Raw genomic sequence first — 16,816 nt, forward strand, 5'->3', positions numbered from 1 at the left:
GCGTGAAACCAGGGATCCCGGGGCAGCGGCCCTGATTCCCAAGGAGGAGGTCCAATCATGTTGGCGTCATTAACCCCTGTAGCGGATGGCTACGAAGCCCGCTTCGAGCGGCGCCTGAAGCACACGGCAGAGAAAGTCTGGTCGTCGCTCACCGTCAACGACAAGCTGGCGGAATGGTTCCCGGAGCTGCGGGTGGAAGAGCTTCGCGAAGGCGGAAGCATCCGGTTCGACATGCAGGACGGCACGTTCAAGGAGCTCGAAATTCTCGAGCTTCGGGAGCATTCCGTCCTTGAATACGCTTGGGGCGAGGACCGGGTCCGTTTCGAATTGTATCCGGAACCCGGCGGATGCCGCTTCGTCTTGATCGAGACCATCCGCGAGATGACCGGCCATACACCCAAGGATCTGGCCGGCTGGCATGTCTGTCTCGATGTCATCGCCGCCCTGCTGGACGGGAGAAAGATAGTCCGCATGGAGGAGTGGGAGCTGGCTTACGAGGACTACAAGCAGTTGTTGAGGACCTTTTAAACCCGCAGGCACCCTTTCTGCGTGAATGAATCCATATGATGTGGCGGCTTGTCGTCTGCATACTGTACGGCATAAAGGCAAAGAAACCCTGCTCATTCGTTGAGCAGGTTTTTTTTTTTGGCCATTTACAAGAGTCATAGGCAAGGTGTGGAGGGCTGCCGGCCGCCGCTGCGGCAAGCAGCTTGGCCGGTCCTGCCCGACTTTACAGGTTGGCAAAGTTAGTTTGAATGCAACTGACAATTGCGCCGATAACCTGCCCTTTGAACGCATCGGGAACAGATTCGCCGGATACGTTGTGGTAGGTATACAGGTTGGCATCCGTATCGAGAGTGAATCCGAGCGAAAGCAGGGCATGTACAAGTTCAGGAGGAAGCTGGTCTGTTCCGAGCTTGTCCACGTAATAGGCTGTCGGACCCACATAAAGATCGACGTCGCCTTTGCTCGATTTAATGATCAGCACGTCGTTTTGGTTGTTCAGCTCCCATTGGCCCTTCGAGTAAACCGACAATCTCGAGCGCTCAAGCCCGCTTAGGCCGTCAATATTTACCCCGAAGATGTAATTGATTATCCGGCGGCTGTCCGAACCTGGAATCGTTTCTCCATGGGCGGATAGAAAATGGTCCATGACGTCATTCTTTTTCAGACTCATGATCGCAGAGTCCCGGCTCCTGTCATCCGAAGCCAGGCCGAGATAGGTTCGCACACCGGCCATGATCTCGGAGTTGTAGCTCGCAAGCAGGTTGCCTTCATCGTTTTGAGACATGAGATCGAGGTCGAACCCGAAAACCTTGCCTACCGTGTCTCGGATGACTTGGCCCCGCGCTGGATTCCCGAGCGACTCCAGGAAGATGTCCATGACACGGACTTGCGCCAAAGTATTGATCTGGCTGTCCATCTCATCCGAGTTTTCATCTGCGCCCAGGGATGCGCGAACAGCCTTCATGACCTCGATTGGATATTTTGTATTCTGCGGATTTATTACAGCATCGGCCATTGAGAAACTACCTCCGATTGAATGGTTTCGACTTACAGAACTTGGCTGCTGCCATATCCTACAATAGCACAGGAACGACAACGGAATAAATGGAAGAACAGGAAAATCCCAATCGTACGATGGCTGCAAAACAGGGCACGCAATGGACTTCGTCGGCCTTTTTTTTGGCGCTCGCAGGGAAGAACGACACCGCAGCGAGGCCATGAAGCTGCGCACGATAGAGGCTGTGTCCTACGGCGATTCCTTCCTGGCTCAAGCCAATTCAAATTTTTATTGGCAGCGTTTTCAATTTAAATTTTAGGATTATTCAAAATATATAGCGAAGAAATCATATGTAATTGAGCAATCTGTGATTATAATGGTGTAACGAAATGCTTACTGACAGAATATAGCTTGAAAATGAAGGTTATTTCCTTGCTGTATCAAATATTGAAAGGAAGTTATTCATTGTTTGAGACCTTGCTCTTGAATTTTTTATTTTTATTAGTTCCGGTTTTGACTTTTTTTAATCTTTTTTGAAAATAAAACCCATCCCTATTCCAACAATATCCTTGTTGTTCTATCGGCCATTACGATGATTCTTTGTATCATCAAGCCAATAAAGCTAGATATTGGATTTATATTTGATTTGAGATATATTCCATTCATCATCGTGGCCTTGTTTGGAGGCCGCAAGAGTGTATTCCCGCTGTATATCATCTTGAATGCATGCCGGTTCTATGTTGGAGGGCCAGGGATGCTCGAATCGTTCCTGTTCTCTACCGGGGCCTTCATCCTGATTCCTGTCTACAGCAAGACGTTCTTGAAATTGGATTCCCGTGGCCGCGTTGTCGCGGCAGCCGCTATCGCTTTTCTGACGATGGGATGTTACCTCGCGACTCTGAGCCTGATTTTAGGCGTATCCGATCGGCAATTCCAGACCCTCGCCTGGAATGCTTTGACGACTTATGTTGGAGTGATAAGCGTAATCATGATTCTGATCGAGAAGATTCTGATCAACTTCAAAAACAGGGAGCGGATCCTCCAGTCGGAAAGGTTGAAGGTCGTCAGCCAGCTGGCGGCAAGCGTCTCGCATGAGATCCGGAACCCGCTCACCGTAACGAGCGGATTCCTGCAAATGCTGCAGAAATCGGCGACGATTACGCCGGAAGAGAAAAAATTCGTGGACCTGTCTTTGCAGGAGCTCAACCGGGCCGAGAAGATCGTCAGCGATTATCTGTCGTTCGCCAAGCCGCAGTCGGAAAACTTGGTCTACTCCAACATGATCGATGAGCTGGAATATACCAAAAATGTCATCATGCCCTATGCATCCATCCATGCCGTAGAGGTGAAATTCAGCTTCAGCAACAGCCTCCGAATCCGATATGACCGGAATCAGATCCAGCAATGCCTGATCAATATCTACAAAAACGGAATTGAAGCGATGAAGGAGACGGGAGGCGGCATCCTCTCCATCGATGTCGCCGAGAGAAAGCAGCATATCGTCATCAGCATCCGGGATACGGGAATCGGAATGACCAAGGAGGAGATATCCCGCCTGGGCAAGCCGTATTATTCCACGAAGGCGGAAGGGACCGGCCTTGGCATGCTCATGGTCTACAGCACGATCGACAAAGTGAAGGGCGTCATCGAAGTCGAGAGCGAAAAGGGCATCGGCACGACCTTCCTGATCACCATACCTGTGAGCGACCGGTGAAAGCTGCTGCTGCCGCAGCTTCTTTCACCGGTCCTCTGCTCAGGTCAGGCTTTTTTCTTGGCGTAGGCGGCATAGTTGTCGGTAACCGCAACGGGAAGGCTTTTGGCCAGATAGTACCGGTCATTGACCTTCCAGGTGTGGGTGCTCTTGTTTTTTCGGCGGATGTACACGTAATTGTAGGGTGAGGATGCATAGACGGTGCAGCCTCTTTTTGTGCATTTTCTTAAAAACCGGACATCCTCGCCCAAGGAGATATCGTCGAAGCGCGCGTGTTTCAGCACGCTCCTCCGGAACAAGATCGTTCCGCCCTGCACAAAATCGACGAATTTATGCTGCTCCTCGGGGGAGCGGACGACGAGCCGCTTGCTCCCTTCCAAATAGACGAGGCAGGCATGCTTGCCGATGACGGAGCTTCCTTTGGAGGCAAGCGTCTTGACCTGCTCCCGAAGATAATAAGGCGAATAATAATCATCGTGGTCAAACTTGGCGATCAGAGGATGCCTGGCCCGCGAGATGCCGCAGTTCAAGCATTGGCCCAGCGATATTCTCTCGGGCACAGAGTAGACGCGGACATGGCGGTGAGCGGAGGCTATGCGCCGGATGGCCTTCAGATCGGCCTTGTCCTTGTTGACGATGAGGATCAATTCCTTGTTCGGATAGAGCTGTCGTTTATAATTGCTCAGAATGTTCGGAATGAATTCGGGCCTGTTCGTGCAGGCCACGATCGATACTCCAGGTTTGGCCAAGTGTCGCCCCTCCATTTCGATTCAGGTCCATTCATTCTATGAAAGGCGTGGGGAAGGCGCTTGGCCAAATACCTATCGAATAAATGGAAACATATTCCTTCTTGGCGCGTCTATAGTGAAGTTCCTAACCTGATCCTATAAGGAGAATCCGACATGAAGAAAGCAGCCTCGGTTCTACTGGCGTCAAGTCTCTGTCTGAGCCTTCTGGCCCCTCTGGCGAATGCGGCGGAAGCTGCCAAACCATTGCCCGAAGCGTTCGGGAATATGATTGTCTTTCCCTATGACTATCAGAACAAAGCATTCATCCGTGGACAGAAGACGGACGTCTACACCGATTTCAAGCTGGCTCAGAGAAATGGGCGCGTCCTGGTGCCGATCCGCCTGATGAGCTATCTTGCGACTCAGGCAGACCTCCAGCAGGGCTGGGAAGCCAATTGGCAGCAGCAGAAGCCGAATGAGGTCGTTCTCCACAGCAGCAAGCTCAAACGAACGGTCAAGTTCACCGTCAACAGCACCTCGATGACTGTGAATGGCGAAGTCCGCGTCATGGATGCGGCGCCGGAGAAGGTGAGCGGACAGATCATGCTGCCGCTCCGAAGCGCGGCGGAAGCGATCGGCAAGCAGATCGATTGGCATGACGGCCTTATTCTCATCGGAGACAATGCCGTGGATTGGAAGGCCGCCGGTACGGAGGCGGTCAAGAACAAGGTCAAGGAACAGCTGGCCGACACCCGCAAGCCGATCAATTATGGCGACACGGTTCCCCTCGCCCGGCATGGCAATACCTCGTATTCCTTCAAGCGCATTTATACCGGAAGCGGAGCCGTGGAGAAGCTGTACCGCAAAACAGACGGTCAGAAAGAGGCGGCCATTGAGCTGGCGGGAAGTCCGGTTTTCGATCAAGCGAAGGTCATCGGGCAAAAGCTGTATTATGTCACTACCGTTAACAAGCTGGCAGAGCTGCAAGCGTACGACCTTGCCTCGGGACAATCCGCCACCGTTGCCAAGCTGCTGTCCTGGAAGCCTGAGAATGGCTGGGTTGGCGGCATCGAGAGGATGGATAACGACCTGTACATCATCCTGCATACAGGAGACTTGACGGTGGGATCGGAGACGTTATACCGGGTGGATAACGGGACCATCGCCAAGGTGGCCGACGCCCGCAGCATCGTCCACTACGTCAAATCGGGAGAAGCTGTGTACCTGACCGACTCCGATCCGATGGCCAAGCCGGAAGGCAATCTAAGCCGGGTGGATCTGAAGACCGGCAAGAAGGAGCCGTTCGGGCAGCCGGGATATGCCTACCTCATCAACCGGACGACCAGCGGGCAAGGTCCCGGGTACTCGGACGTCGGCAGCATGTATGCTCGGGACGGCTATCTGTATGCGCTTGGCTACAAGACGAGCGACGGGGCGGATGAGAGCGCCGTGTACAGAATCAGCTTGGGAGATCAGACGCAGACCAAGCTGACGGGCCCGGCCGCTTCGTTCTGGATAGAAGGCAGCCGGATTTATTACGTCGAAGCCAAGACCGGGCATGTCATGTCCGCCGGGATGGACGGGAGCGGCGCCAAGACGCTGGTCAGCCGCAAGGCGGCACAGATCCAGTTCGCCTCTGGAGCCATCTATTACAAGGTCAATCCGGCCGACAGCGACTACGATCCCGGAGAGCTGTTCCGGTACGACCTTGCCTCCGGCAAGGAAACGAAGCTGACGGCTCAGCCCATAAGCTCGTACTATACAGGTGCGGCCGGCGTCTACTATTTGTCCGGCGGTTACGAGCCCGGCATCTATCGGGTCGATCCCGACGGCAGGCAGGTGCGGGTAGCCCCAGACAATATCGCCGGCGCTATTCTGACGGAGGAGGGCATGGTGTACTCGATGACCTACAAGGAAGGAATTTACGCGGTGAAATGAACGGCCGGCGTTTTGGCTGCCCGCGAGAGCTCCCATTCCTGTCCATGCGCGCACAGCAAGAAGAGAGGCCTCGGCCTCTCTTCTTTGTCCGTTTAAGCCGGAACTGCCGGTTGGCTTCTTGCGAGCTGTCCGGCAGCAGCGGCGGATAGGGAGAAGAACGCGGCCGTCATTCATTTGAGCCGGGGCATCCAGCGCGGGCTTGCTCTGTGGAGGAGCCCGTATGGACCGATATTTTATAAGTATCTAAAACCCGAGCTTCGCCGATCCGGATTTTCTGATGGGCTGAGGCGGTCCGATATCGTCGGCTGAAGAGAGGGAACGTGTTCCCTCTCTTTTTTGCCCTGCCATCCGTGGTATATTTTCTTTATCCATAGGCTGTCCGCAGTGGCAGACCCTGGGCGGGATTATCATTCTTGAACGAAGAAACGGAGCGGAGCATGGATAAAATCAGGTTGGCCGTCATCGGTCTGGGCGTAATGGGAAGGAATATGATTGTTCAGAAGGCTCCCGGGTTTCCGGAGGCTATCGAGCTGGCGGCGGTATGCGACCCGAACGCGGCTGCGATCGGCAACATCCTGGGCAGCGCAGGCGGGGTAAGGACTTATGCGGATTACCGCATCATGCTGGATGAGGGCGGCATCGATTTGCTGTACATCGCCGTCCCGCCGGCGATGCATCATGAGGTGGCGACAGCCGCTTTCGAGAAGAACATTCATGTGTTCTGCGAGAAGCCGCTTGCGAACAGCCTGGAGGAAGCCCGCGAAATGGCGGAGCTGGCGGCAGGATCGGAGCTCGTGAACGCCGTGCATTTCTCGTTCCCGCTCGATCCCCCGGTTCTCAAGCTCAAGCAGCTGCTGGAGGATGGCGCGGCCGGGACTGTGGAGAGAATCGAGCTGTTCCTGCAGTTCCCGCAGTGGCCGAGGGCCTGGCAGCAGAACGGATGGGTCGCGACCCGGGAGCAGGGCGGATTTCTGCTTGAAGTCGGCATTCATTGGATCCATATGATCCAGCAAATTTTCGGCCGAATCGCCCGGCTGAGCAGCGAGGTCTCCTATCCGGCCGACAGCGCCTTGTCCGAGAATAGGGCCGAAGCGACGCTGACCCTGGAGAGCGGGATTCCGATCGCCCTAAGCGGAAGCACGGGCCTGCCCGGCGAGGAGCGGGTTTCCATGGTTGTGCATGGTTCCAAAGGCGTCATCGCCTTGGAAAACTGGCAGCATCTGTACAGCGGGGTTTCCGTCGACAGCCTTCAGGAAGTCGATACCGACGACGGGATTGCAAGCCCGCTCCCGATGCTGAAGCAGGTCATCGCGGCGCTGAGAGGCGAAGATGCGCTCGTCTATGATTTCGCGGACGGCTACAACGCCCAGGTCGTGCTGGAAGCGCTGCGCCAATCCGCCGGCTCGACCGTCGAGCTGGGCCCGCTGTATATCGCCCGTCGATGAAAGTCGACCGCCTTCTGGCGATTACCGTTCTGCTGCTGAGCCGCAAACGGGTGAGCGCCAGAGAGATGGCGGAGCGGTTCGAGGTGTCGGCCAAGACGAATTCGAACCGTATGATTCGCTTGAAAGCCCGGGGGACATGGAAGCGCGCATCCACAACGCCATAAGGTGAAAAAAGCAGGCTGCAGCAAGCGCCAAAAAAAGAAGCCTTCGAGGGGCTTCCTTTTTTTTTGTCGCTTATATAGGCTCGGCAAGATCAAAGGCTCGGCGTGTCTCTGTTGATGCTTGGATCCGGTCCCGGCTGCGCTTCCGCCAGCCCGGCCTGCTCCGCCGGCCGGTTTTCCTGCTCAACGGTCCTGGCTGCGGCCTGCTGTTTCTTGCCCCGCATCCAGCGCCAGGCTCCCGCGAGCGCGGCGATCAGGATGACGCCGAATTTCTTGATGCCGACCACGAGGAGCGCAAGCAGGCCGACCTTTTTGGCCACCGCGAGGCTTGCGCCGCCGACGACCAGAGCTGCCAGGCCGTAGTTGGATTTTTTGTCCTTCCCCTCCACGTAATTCTCGTAGCGCTTGCCTTCCTGGATCGTGAACACGCTGAGCACCTCCGCCTCCATCTGCTCCCGTGCCGCAGCAAGATGCTCCGGATCGGAAACAAGAACAGCCGAAATATAGCCTTCGCGCGTCAGCAAGCGGACGTTGTCGTTGATGATCGTCTCCTGGTCGTTGTCATGCGCCCTCAGAGTCCAGGTCAGGTTATGCAGCTTCTCGTCGTAATGGGGCTCGTTCTCCCAGCCGTCGACGAACAGCCAATCGGCTTCGCCGCGCTCCTTGTTCGCTTCTTCGGTCCCTTCCTTGTAGCTCTTGAGAAGCTCCTTGGCATCGATGCTGTTCTTGTCCTCATCCGAGATGTGCCCGACATCGTCGTAATCGAAGAAGACGGCCCAGCTGTCGTTATCCGCCGGAAAGACCGAGCCGATCTCGCTGCCGTTCGGAACGCCCCCGTTGCTCTTCTGGAAGGCCCGCGTGTCATCCGCATTCAGCATGACGTATCCGCTGCCAAGCTTCAGCTGAGCAAGGCCGTCTCCGAGCTCGACCTGCTGGCCGCTGCCCTCGATCCAGTTCAGCTCTCCCTCTGCGGAAGCCACTGCCGGCACCGTCAAGGACAAGGCCAGAGCCAAAGGCAACATCCATTTCTTCATGCTTGATGCCTTTCCGTTCATTCCATCTGCACGCCCCTTATTTACTTACCTTGAAACAGTTTAGTAGAACATTAATAAGAATTAAAGGAATATGGGGAAATCAAATCAAAATTTCCAAAATAGAAGGAAAACGTAAATCGACATCGGGATAATTTTATTCGGAGAATAAGAGGAGACCATAGGAGATTTTCCGTACCCTAACGAATGGCTATATCGAAATAGTCCCTTGCTTTCCTATTTGCTGCCTCGTAAGCTTAGGCTAAAATCCGAAGGGTGCTGACCTGCGTGCCGAATTCCTTTCTCTAGGCTGTTGTGGCATGAATACATCAGACCGGGAGATGAATACAAGTGAATGAAATCTTATGTGCGATGCGCCTGGAAACGGAGCGTCTGATCATCCGTCCCTACAAGGAAAGCGACCTGCTGGAGTCCTACGAGCTGATGCAGGATGCGGAGCTGCTGACGTACATGCATATGGACGTATTGCCCATGGAGCCGTACGAAGAGCTGTTCCAATGGCTGCTGGCCAGTTACGGGGATCGGTTCGAAGGGCCTTTCAAATACTCGTTCCCCATCATCGCCAAGTCGTCCGGCGAAATGGTCGGCTGGTGCGGAATCGGGGAGCTTGATTTCAGCCGCCCGGACAAGGAGCTGTACTGCCTGATCCGCCGCAGCGACTGGGGCCGGGGATATGCGGGCGAAGCGGCTGCCGCGCTGGCGGCCTATGGATTCGACACGATCGGGCTGGACCGGCTGCATGCCAAGGCCGATCCCCGCAACGCCGCGTCGCTCCGGGTGCTCGAGAAGCTCGGCTTCTCCTTCAGCCATATTCTCGAAGGACTGGACGGCGATGACGGGAACTGCAATGGAGAGAGAATGCATGTGCTTTCGAAGGAAAGCTTCCAGGGTCGCCGTCAATAGCCACGCAAGGAGCTCTTCCCTATAGGGGGGAAGGGCTCTTTTGCTTGTTCCGTCCAGACCGTTGTCACAATAATGGCTTTATAGGTCATCAATGTAGTGGCCTGCCTAGGCCCGGCTGGCTACAATGGGGGTGAAAGCGCGCCTGACCGCCATGCATTCCGAACGAGAAGGAGGGCTAAGCAAGTTCCGCTTCAGACTAAAATCATACGGAGGTATGAATAACATGAGACCGAATGCAAAAACGGGCAAATTCCTGGCTCTGTTCCTGGCGTTGTCCTTGATGATTCTGCAAATTCCTTTTGCGCCTGGCGCTTCAGCAGCTCCGCAAATATATGAAGCCGAGTCTGCCGCGCTGGCCGGCGGCGCCGTGAAGGCGACCGATCATACCGGTTATACAGGCACGGGCTTTGTCGGAGGATTGACCGACGCCAATAAAGGCAAAGCTTCCATTACTTTTACTGTAAGCGCTTCATCCGCAGGCAGCTACACGACGGTTCTCCGTTATGCCAACGGCTCCGGCGGCAACCAAACGCTGAGCCTGTATGTGAACGGGTCTAAGATCAAGCAAATCTCGCTTGCCGGGACGGCGGACTGGAATACTTGGTCGACCCAGACCGAAACCGTCTCGCTGAACTCGGGAAGCAATACGATCGCTTATAAATTCGACGCGGCAGATACGGGCAACGTCAATATCGACAGCATCGCCGTCGATGCTTCCCCGGGCGCCAATCTGGCGCTGAACAAAGCCGCGACGGCCAACAATGCGTTCTCGGGCTTCCCGGCATCCAATGCTACGGACGGCAATGCCTCCAGCTATTATGAAGGAGCGGCGAATTCCTATCCGAACACGTTGACCGTGGATCTGGGCAGCGCGCAAAGCATCGGCAAGGTTGTGCTCAAGCTTCCTCCTTCCTGGGGGGCGAGGACCGAGACGCTCTCCGTGCAGGGCAGCTCCGACAACTCCTCCTATGTCACGCTTGCGGCGTCGAAGGCGTATGCCTTCGACCCGTCATCGTCCAACACGGCAACGATCACCTTCACGGCAGTCTCGGCCCGCTATGTGCGGGTGAACGTGACGGCCAATACCGGCTCGACCGGAGGCCAGCTGAGCGAAGTCGAAGTGTACGGATCCGGCTCGGCGACGCCGACGCCAACCGCTACGCCGACAGCGACGCCAACTCCAACGCCAACCCCGACACCAACAAAGACGCCAACGCCGACGCCGACACCGGCCGGAACGTATGAAGCCGAAACGGCGACGCTGTCCGGAGGAGCGGCTGTGGCGAGCGATCACACGGGCTACAGCGGCACCGGCTTTGTCGGAGGCTTCACCGATGCCAACAAAGGCAATGCATCGGCAAGGTTCAACGTGAGCGCGGCGACCGCGGGCAATTACACCGTTGCGCTGCGTTACGCCAACGGCTCGACGGCTGTCCAGTCCTTGAGCATCTACGTGAACGGAGCCAAGGCTGCCCAGACTTCCCTTGCCGCGACGGCGAACTGGGACACCTGGGCCTCCAAGACCGATACGGTCGCCTTGAACGCCGGCAGCAATACGATCATGTACAAATACGATGCGACCGATACCGGGAACGTGAACCTGGACAAGATCGACATCGCCTATGTCGTGCCGACGCCGACGCCGGTGCCGACACCGACGCCGTCCCCGGGCTCCTATGGAGCTTCGATGCCGTACGATGCTTATGAAGCGGAAAGCGCGTCCTACACGGGCACGATCGTCGGACCTTCGACTGCCTTCGGCGATCTCGCCTCCGAAGCTTCGGGCAGGAAAGCCGTCAAGCTGACCGCTGCCGGCCAGTACGTGCAGTTCACGCTGAACAAAGCCGCCCAAGGCTTGACGATCCGCTACTCCATCCCGGACAACGCGGCCGGAACGGGCATCGATTCCGCGATCAGCCTGTATGCCGGCGGAACGCTGATCAAGGACGTCGGCCTGACATCCAAGTACAGCTGGATCTATGGAGCCTACGGCACGGAAGGCGGGGAGATCCGCTGGTCCAACAATCCGAATGCGACTCCAAACACCCCGCATCACATGTATGACGAGGTATCCGTCCAGCTGGACAAATCGTATCCGGCCGGCACGGTCATCAAGCTGCAGCGCAACGCCTCCAACCTGAACTTCGCCGCGACGGCGAACGTGACGGTCGACCTGATTGAGACGGAAGCGATTCCGGCCGCCTTGTCGATGCCTGCGGGTTATGTGTCCATCACGAGCTACGGCGCGGCGGCGAACGACGGAGCCGACGATACGACGGCCATCAACAACGCCATCAATGCGGTCAAAAACTCGGGCGGAACCTACAAAGGCGTCTGGATTCCGGCGGGAACCTTCACGCTCAACAACGGGACCAAGGGAGCCGGCTACAACGGAACCGGCACAAGGCTGTACCTGGACAGCGGCGTATCGATGAAGGGCGCCGGCGTCTGGTATTCCACCCTATCCGGCAGCTATGCGGGCATCTACCTGCGGGGCGGCAACGTCACGCTGTCGGACTTCAAGCTCAGCGCGAACGACTTCATCCGCGACGACTACAACGGCGTGACGGGCGTGGAGGGCAACGGAACGAACTCGACGATCTCCAATCTGTGGATCGAGCATGCCAAGGTCGGAGTCTGGCTGACGAACCAGACCAATGCCGCCACGATCACGAATTCACGGATCCGCCAAGTATGGGCGGACGGCATCAACCTGCATTACGGCACGAGCAATACGACCGTAAGCAACAACTCGATCCGCAATAGCGGCGACGACGGCATGGCGATGTGGTCGGACACCTATCTGGATACGAACAACACGTTCAGCTACAACACGGTCCAGATTCCGACGCTGGCGAACAACATCGCGATCTACGGCGGCAAGGACAACAAGGTCATCGGCAATCTGGTGACGGATACCGTCGTGAACGGCTCCGGCATCTCCTTCGGCACGAACTTCAACCCTCCGTCCATGACGGGCACGCTGACGGTCCAGAACAACATGCTGCTGAGAGCGGGCTCCTACCATAAGGACTACGGCTATCAGATCGGCGCGATCTGGGCTTACTGGGTCGGCAACAGCGGCAAAGCCCAAAACCTGACGGTCACCGTATCGGGCAATACGATTCAGGACAGCGTCTACTCCGGCGTCTTCATCGAAGAGCCGGCTCCGGGCGTATCCGTGACGTACGCTTCCAATACGATTACGAATGCAGGCACTTACGGCTTCTATGTGAGGGGCTCGGCGACCGGCGCGTCCACCTTTACGAACAATACGGTGAACGGAGCTCCTTCCGGCAAGTTCCTCAACACTTCCTCCAGCTTCACGGTATCCGGTTCCGGCAACAACTGGTAAAGATCTACCAAGACCCCTCTCCATTCCGGAGAAGGGGTCTTTTTTTCGGCGGTCGGCAATCGCAACAAGCAGACGTTCCCGATTGACAAGCCTTCTATCTGCCTCTATAGTTTAAAGGGTGATACTGATAATCATTATCAAAAGATTGGACAAAAAGGGGTATTTCAATGAAAAAGTGGATGTTCATATCCGTCCTTTTGCTGCTGACGGTGGCGCTGGCCTCCTGCGGCAGCAAAAATAACGGCAGCAACGGCAATACGGCTGCGAACAGCGGCGGCACGCCTGCTGCCTCCGAAGCTCCCGCCGCGTCTCCGGCTCCATCGCCTGCGTCCGACGAGGCTTCCGGGACAATCACCTACGAGTCCGAGACCGGTCCGGTGGAGGTTCCGGCCAATCCGCAGCACATCGTCGGCTTGACGAACGCGCCGAACATCCTTGCCATGGACGGCAAGCTGGTGGGCGTCGATGAATGGACGGGGAAAGACCCGCTGTTCAAGGACAAGCTGCAGGGAGTCGCCGTCGTATCCGAGGACAGCCTCGAGCAGATCATCGAGCTGAAGCCGGATCTCATCGTGGCCGGCGCGCAGACGAAAAACATCGACAAGCTCAAGGAAATCGCGCCTACGGTCGTCTACACCTGGGGCAAGCTGGATTACCTGAACCAGCAGCTGGAGATCGGCAAGCTCCTGAACAAGGAGAAGGAAGCCCAGGAGTGGATCGACAGCTTCAAGACGCGCGCCGCCGAGGCCGGCAAGGAAATCAAGGCCAAGATCGGCGGGAACGCGACGGTATCGGTGCTTGAATACGACGCCAAGAGCTTCTATGTCTTCGGCAACAACTGGGCCCGCGGGACGGAGATTCTGTACCAGGCGATGGGACTCGGCATGCCTGAATCGGTCCAGAAAGACGCCCTTGGTCCCGGCTACTATACCCTTTCGAGCGAAAAGGTGCCGGATTATGCGGGCGATTGGATCGTCCTCAGCCAGATGGCTGGAGTCGAAAACCCGATTTTCGAAACCAAGACGTGGAAGAGCATTCCGGCGGTCGAAAAAAACCGGGTCATCACGATCAAGACGGAAGAGTCCAGCTACAGCGATCCGATCACCTTGGATCATCTGCTGGCCATTTTCAAGGAAGGCTTTTTGAAATAAAGCCTGAACGGATGAAAAAGAGCGAGCCTCCAACCATCGCCGATGGTTGGAGGCTCGCTCTTTGCTTTTTTTTAAGGAAGGATATTGCCTGCTGCGCGGAAGATGGCGTACCATTCCTCGCGCGTGAGAGCGATGTCGGCGGCCTTGACGCAGTCCTGCAGACGCTCGATGTTCATCGTGCCGATGACCGGCTGCATGCGGGCCGGATGGCGCAGAATCCAGGCGACGGCGATCGTCGTGTTGCTGACGCCGTACTTCGCCGCGACCTCGTCGATCTGCTTGTTCAGCTCGGGGAACTTGTCGCTGCCGAGGAAGACGCCTTCGAAGAATCCGTACTGGAACGGCGACCAAGGCTGGATCGTGATGTCATGCAGACGGCAGAAGTCGAGGATGCTGCCGTCGCGGTTCACGGCCGAAGCGTTCTCCATGTTGACGTTGAAGCCCTGGGAGATCATCGTGGCGTTCGTGATGCTCAGCTGCAGCTGGTTGGCTACGATCGGCTGCTTTACATATTTCTGCAGCAGCTGGATCTGCATCGGATTCTGGTTGGAGACGCCGAAGTGGCGGACCTTGCCGGAGCTCTCCAGCAGGTTGAACGCCTCTGCGACCTCTTCCGGCTCGACGAGCGTATCCGGACGGTGGAGCAGCAGCGTGTCCAGGTAATCGGTCTTCAGGCGCTTCAGGATGGCGTCGACGGAATTCAGGATATGCTCCTTGGAGAAGTCGAACATGCCGGGACGGATGCCGCATTTGGACTGCAGGATGAGGTTCTCGCGCACGCTCGGCGTCATATGGACGGCTTCCGCGAAGATTTCCTCGCAGTCGCCTCCGCCGTAAATGTCCGCATGCTCGAAGAAATTGGCGCCGAGCTCAAGCGCCGTCTGGACGAAGCGCTCAGCCTCGGGCTTGTCCAGCGAGTTGATGCGCATGCAGCCGACGGCGACGACGGGAACTTCAAGACCGCTTGTTCCGAGTGGAATCGTTCTCATAGATATAAACCTCCTAAGTGGATGTATGTACGGATAAGGGCTAGCCAAAAATTACGATATGCTTCTATTGTGGCACATGCGGAATCCGCTTTCAACACGTGTTCACGGATAAGGACGAGAGCAAGGTGGATGAGGAGGAAGGCGTCTGCCGGCTTTGCCAATAAGGCGGCCATGAAGCGGCCATGAACAAGGCATCCCAGATGGCTCTGGAATGCCTTGTTTGCGGACCGTTATAGGGAAGATCAAAAGATTAGCTAAGAAGAAAAGGTTTCCAGCCGAGCCCGCGGATGGTTGAACGTCTTGATCCAGTTGCGCGCCGCCGTGAACATGATGATGATGCCGAGCACCAGCATGATGATGGACAGCACGGCGTTGAGCACGTTGTAGCCGGATGCGTCCGGGTTCAGGTAGACGTTTTTGACCATCCAGTAGCCCGCGTAGTTGACGGTGGCGAACAGGTAGGCGAGCGGGATGAGGCAGGTGAGCATATACCGCCGCTTGTCGGCCACCCGCAGGATGACCGTCGCTCCGATGATGAGGCCGATGGAGGCCATCAGCTGGTTGGAGACGCCGAACAGCGCCCATACCGAGCCGATGTCGCCCGAGAAGAGCAGATAGCCCCACATGAAGCAGGCGAGCGCGCTGGCGAATATCGTGCCGGGAATCCAGTCGACGCGCTTCAGCGGCTTGTACAGCTCGCCGAAGAAGTCCTGGATCAGATAGCGGGAGACGCGCGTGCCGGCATCGATCGCCGTCAGGATGAACACGGCTTCGAACATGATGACGAATTGGAAGAAATACGGAGCGAGATTCTCGAACCATGGAATCTTCGTGAAGATATACGTCATGCCGACGGCGAGCGTCACCGCGCCGCCTGTGCGGCCTTCCAGATCAAGGCCGATCTCCTGGCTCAATTCCGGCAGATGGACGGTGCTCATGCCCAGCGTCGCGAATACGTCAGGCTTGGAGTTGATGGCGAAATAGTCGCCTGGCTGCAGCGCCGTAGCCGCGATCAGCGCCATGATGGCGACGAGGCATTCGACGAGCATCGCGCCGAACGCGACCGGCTTGATGTCGCTCCAGCGGTTGATCATCTTCGGCGTCGTGCCGGAGCCGATGAACGCATGGAAGCCGGAGATCGCGCCGCAGGCGATCGTAATCGAGATGAACGGCCATACCGGCCCGGCGAGGATCGGTCCGCCGCCGCCGATGAATTCCGTCACGGCAGGGAACTGGATCGCCGGATTGATGATGAAGACGCCGACGATGAGGGCGATGAACACGCCGATCTTCATGAAGCTGCTCAGGTAGTCGCGAGGGGCGAGCAGCAGCCAGACCGGCAGGGCGGCGGCGAAGAAGGCGTAGATCGGCAGGATGACCGAGAGCGTGCTCGTATCGAACGTCAGCCAGTCGCCGACGATGGTGTCCTGGATGGAGGGGCCGGCGAAGACGCCGATCATGAGCAGGATGAAGCCGATCGTGGAGGCGAGCTTCAGGTTGCCGGTCTTCTTGTAGAAGAGGCCGACGCCCATGGCGATCGGAATCGTGATGGCGACGGCGAACGTGCCCCAAGGGTTGTTCTCCAGCGCATGCAGCACGACCATCGACAGGCCGGCCATCGTGATGGTGATGATGAAGAGCATCGCGAGGCCGGTGCAGAAGCCGGCGACCGGTCCGAGCTCCTGCTTGGCGACCTCGGAGAGCGACTGGCCGTTCCGGCGCATCGAGGCGAACAGGACGACGGCGTCATGCACCGCGCCGCCGACGACTGCGCCGATGAGCAGCCACAGCAGGCCCGGCAGGTAGCCGAACTGGGCGGCGAGGATCGGGCCGACGAGCGGTCCGGCAGCGGCGATGGCGGCGAAGTGATGGCCGAAGG

Annotated in this window: 12 protein-coding genes and 1 pseudogene; 8 read left to right on the forward strand and 5 right to left on the reverse strand. The window is 57.0% G+C overall.

Features of this window, described 5'->3' with window-relative positions; genetic code table 11:
* Positions 1–57 precede the first annotated feature (57 nt).
* Entirely contained in the window at positions 58–528 is a 471-nt protein-coding gene (locus BN871_RS17105) for an SRPBCC family protein (protein ID WP_048747601.1), read from the forward strand.
* Between the two features lie 202 nt (positions 529–730).
* On the opposite strand, the gene BN871_RS17110 is transcribed toward BN871_RS17105, so the two are convergent.
* Complete coding sequence (locus tag BN871_RS17110; RefSeq protein ID WP_048747603.1) at positions 731–1,522, reverse strand: hypothetical protein; 792 nt, start codon at positions 1,520–1,522, stop codon at positions 731–733.
* A 574-nt stretch (positions 1,523–2,096) separates the two neighbouring features.
* On the opposite strand from BN871_RS17110, the gene BN871_RS17115 reads away from it, so the two are divergent.
* Positions 2,097–3,218 carry an ATP-binding protein gene (locus tag BN871_RS17115; RefSeq protein WP_332310231.1) on the forward strand — a complete coding sequence of 374 codons (1,122 nt, stop codon included), beginning with the start codon at positions 2,097–2,099 and terminating at the stop codon, positions 3,216–3,218.
* A 44-nt stretch (positions 3,219–3,262) separates the two neighbouring features.
* Here BN871_RS17115 and BN871_RS17120 read toward each other — a convergent pair whose 3' ends face one another.
* Complete coding sequence (locus BN871_RS17120) at positions 3,263–3,964, reverse strand: glycosyltransferase family 2 protein (protein WP_232313140.1); 702 nt, start codon at positions 3,962–3,964, stop codon at positions 3,263–3,265.
* Positions 3,965–4,117: 153 nt separating this feature from the next.
* Here BN871_RS17120 and BN871_RS17125 point away from each other — a divergent pair, with 153 nt between their 5' ends.
* The 3 genes and pseudogenes from BN871_RS17125 to BN871_RS27825 all read left to right on the forward strand — a co-directional run.
* Positions 4,118–5,881 carry a stalk domain-containing protein gene (locus tag BN871_RS17125; protein ID WP_021877697.1) on the forward strand — a complete coding sequence of 588 codons (1,764 nt, stop codon included), beginning with the start codon at positions 4,118–4,120 and terminating at the stop codon, positions 5,879–5,881.
* Positions 5,882–6,318: 437 nt separating this feature from the next.
* A complete protein-coding gene (locus tag BN871_RS17130; protein WP_048747620.1) occupies positions 6,319–7,326 on the forward strand; it encodes a Gfo/Idh/MocA family protein in 1,008 nt (335 codons plus the stop codon).
* Positions 7,323–7,424 (forward strand): annotated as a pseudogene (locus BN871_RS27825) (DNA-binding transcriptional regulator); the annotation flags it as partial. The gene BN871_RS17130 and the pseudogene BN871_RS27825, both read left to right, overlap by 4 nt.
* Before the next feature lie 155 nt (positions 7,425–7,579).
* Here BN871_RS27825 and BN871_RS17135 read toward each other — a convergent pair.
* The gene (locus BN871_RS17135) at positions 7,580–8,521 is read right to left on the reverse strand and encodes a DUF2167 domain-containing protein (RefSeq protein WP_083436509.1); all 942 of its coding nucleotides are present in this window, start codon (positions 8,519–8,521) and stop codon (positions 7,580–7,582) included.
* Positions 8,522–8,869: 348 nt separating this feature from the next.
* Between BN871_RS17135 and BN871_RS17140 the strand changes: the two genes are divergently transcribed.
* The 3 genes from BN871_RS17140 to BN871_RS17150 all read left to right on the forward strand — a co-directional run bounded on the left by BN871_RS17140 (position 8,870) and on the right by BN871_RS17150 (position 13,948).
* Positions 8,870–9,442, forward strand: a complete 573-nt coding sequence (locus tag BN871_RS17140) for a GNAT family N-acetyltransferase (protein ID WP_232313142.1) — start codon at positions 8,870–8,872, stop codon at positions 9,440–9,442.
* 223 nt (positions 9,443–9,665) lie between these two features.
* Positions 9,666–12,797: a discoidin domain-containing protein gene (locus tag BN871_RS17145; RefSeq protein ID WP_048747610.1), complete on the forward strand. Its 3,132-nt coding sequence runs from the start codon at positions 9,666–9,668 to the stop codon at positions 12,795–12,797.
* A 167-nt stretch (positions 12,798–12,964) separates the two neighbouring features.
* Positions 12,965–13,948 carry an iron-hydroxamate ABC transporter substrate-binding protein gene (locus BN871_RS17150; RefSeq protein ID WP_048747611.1) on the forward strand — a complete coding sequence of 328 codons (984 nt, stop codon included), beginning with the start codon at positions 12,965–12,967 and terminating at the stop codon, positions 13,946–13,948.
* 71 nt (positions 13,949–14,019) lie between these two features.
* On the opposite strand, the gene BN871_RS17155 is transcribed toward BN871_RS17150, so the two are convergent.
* A complete protein-coding gene (locus BN871_RS17155; protein WP_048747612.1) occupies positions 14,020–14,937 on the reverse strand; it encodes an aldo/keto reductase family oxidoreductase in 918 nt (305 codons plus the stop codon).
* A 254-nt stretch (positions 14,938–15,191) separates the two neighbouring features.
* The coding region (locus BN871_RS17160; protein WP_048747613.1) for a carbon starvation protein A at positions 15,192–16,816 on the reverse strand (1,625 nt) is incomplete at its 5' end.

It is taken from the genome of Paenibacillus sp. P22, assembly GCF_000469945.2.
GTDB lineage: Bacteria > Bacillota > Bacilli > Paenibacillales > Paenibacillaceae > Paenibacillus_O > Paenibacillus_O humicus.

What these genes read in the sequence shown, in the direction of transcription:
- BN871_RS17145 (WP_048747610.1), top strand. Translation starts at nt 9,666, where the DNA reads ATGAGACCGAATGCAAAAACGGGCAAATTCCTGGCTCTGTTCCTGGCG.
- BN871_RS17110 (WP_048747603.1), bottom strand. Translation starts at nt 1,522, where the DNA reads ATGGCCGATGCTGTAATAAATCCGCAGAATACAAAATATCCAATCGAG.
- BN871_RS17115 (WP_332310231.1), top strand. Translation starts at nt 2,097, where the DNA reads ATGATTCTTTGTATCATCAAGCCAATAAAGCTAGATATTGGATTTATA.
- BN871_RS17155 (WP_048747612.1), bottom strand. Translation starts at nt 14,937, where the DNA reads ATGAGAACGATTCCACTCGGAACAAGCGGTCTTGAAGTTCCCGTCGTC.
- BN871_RS17105 (WP_048747601.1), top strand. Translation starts at nt 58, where the DNA reads ATGTTGGCGTCATTAACCCCTGTAGCGGATGGCTACGAAGCCCGCTTC.
- BN871_RS17125 (WP_021877697.1), top strand. Translation starts at nt 4,118, where the DNA reads ATGAAGAAAGCAGCCTCGGTTCTACTGGCGTCAAGTCTCTGTCTGAGC.
- BN871_RS17135 (WP_083436509.1), bottom strand. Translation starts at nt 8,521, where the DNA reads ATGAAGAAATGGATGTTGCCTTTGGCTCTGGCCTTGTCCTTGACGGTG.
- BN871_RS17130 (WP_048747620.1), top strand. Translation starts at nt 6,319, where the DNA reads ATGGATAAAATCAGGTTGGCCGTCATCGGTCTGGGCGTAATGGGAAGG.
- BN871_RS17150 (WP_048747611.1), top strand. Translation starts at nt 12,965, where the DNA reads ATGAAAAAGTGGATGTTCATATCCGTCCTTTTGCTGCTGACGGTGGCG.